This window comes from Kosmotoga sp. DU53 (assembly GCF_001639905.1).
GTDB lineage: Bacteria > Thermotogota > Thermotogae > Petrotogales > Kosmotogaceae > Kosmotoga > Kosmotoga olearia.
In genome coordinates this window covers 1-1,372 of record NZ_JGCK01000086.1, presented here as the reverse complement: position 1 = coordinate 1,372, position 1,372 = coordinate 1, and the positions used below count along the sequence as shown (strand labels likewise).

Annotated in this window: 2 protein-coding genes; one reads left to right on the top strand and one right to left on the bottom strand. The window is 39.9% G+C overall.

Going from position 1 to position 1,372, the window contains the following annotated elements; all coding sequences use genetic code 11:
• On the top strand, positions 1 to 1,127 hold a 1,127-nt coding region (locus DU53_RS11605; RefSeq protein WP_082853942.1), incomplete at its 5' end, for an IS256-like element ISKol2 family transposase.
• A 72-nt stretch (positions 1,128 to 1,199) separates the two neighbouring features.
• Here the strand turns inward: DU53_RS11605 and DU53_RS11600 are convergent.
• Positions 1,200 to 1,372, bottom strand: a 173-nt coding sequence (locus DU53_RS11600) for an ATP-binding protein (protein WP_235599836.1), incomplete at its 5' end; no start/stop codon positions are given.

Here is a 1,372-nt window from a genome sequence, read left to right as displayed (position 1 = left end):
AATTATTTGGAGACATCATTAAAGAGATGCTGGAAACGGAACTTGAAGAAGAACTGGGCTATTCCAAGCATGACTATAGGAACAAAGAAACGGATAACTCCCGAAACGGTTATTCGAAAAAAACAGTGAATACCTCATATGGCAAAATAGAGCTTTCAATTCCCAGGGATCGAAAAGGTGAATTCGAACCAATAGTGGTTAAAAAGCACCAGCGAAGCATAGCTTCCATAGAGGACCAGATATTGTCTATGTATGCCCGGGGAATGACATACAGGGACATACAGGCACATCTTAAGGACATATACGGCTCTGAATTGTCAACTGAAAGCATAAGCAGGATAACAGACAAGATAATACCCATCGTTTCCGAATGGAGAAACAGACCCCTTGAAGAGGTATATACCATAATCTACATGGATGCTATCTTTTTCAAAGTCTCTGAGAACAACCAGATAAGAAATAAGGCTTTGTATATAGCCTTTGGGATAAATCTGGAAGGAATGAAAGATGTCCTAGGAATGTGGATAGCTCAGAGTGAAGGTTCAAAATACTGGCTTGGTGTGCTAAATGAGCTGAAAAACCGAGGTGTCAAAGGAGTGATGTTCTTTTCAATAGACGGATTAAAGGGAATGGAAGAGGCAATAGAAGCGGTATATCCCCAGGCTAAAATCCAGAGATGCGTAGTACACCAGATAAGATATTCCATGAAATTTGTATCCTGGAAAGACAAAAAGAAATTCGCTGCTGACCTGAAATCGGTATACACAGCAGACACAAGAGAAGCAGCATGGAACGCCCTTATGGCTTTTGAAGAGAAATGGGGAGAAAAGTATCCTTTCAGCATTAAAAGCTGGAAAGACAACTGGGAATCCCTCACGACCTATTTCGAATATCCCAAAGAGATTAGAAAATTGATTTACACAACCAATCCAATAGAATCCCTGAACAGCCAACTCAGGAAGGTAACAAAGAACAGAGGTGTTTTTCCCAATGACATGGCTCTCATGAAACTGGCATATCTCGCCATTAACAATATAACTAGAAAATGGACCGTGAGAATAAATGAATGGGATAAAATCCTTGCCACTTTGATGATAGAATTTGATTGGGTGAAATCCTATGTCTGATCTTTTCCGGAGTTTGGGGTTTACACAAAATATGTGACACGCCCAAAAAACATCGATCAAAATTGCGTAATTTCATCGCTCAGATTTGCGTAGTTTGTCGGTTCTACCAATCGTCGTCTGTATACCAACAAGCCCCGTTTTCTGTTTTTCTTTCAGTCTGTAACTTTTTCCACGAATATTGACTATCGTACAATGGTGTAAGAGTCTGTCCAATACCGCTGTTGCTAATACTTCGTCTTCAAATA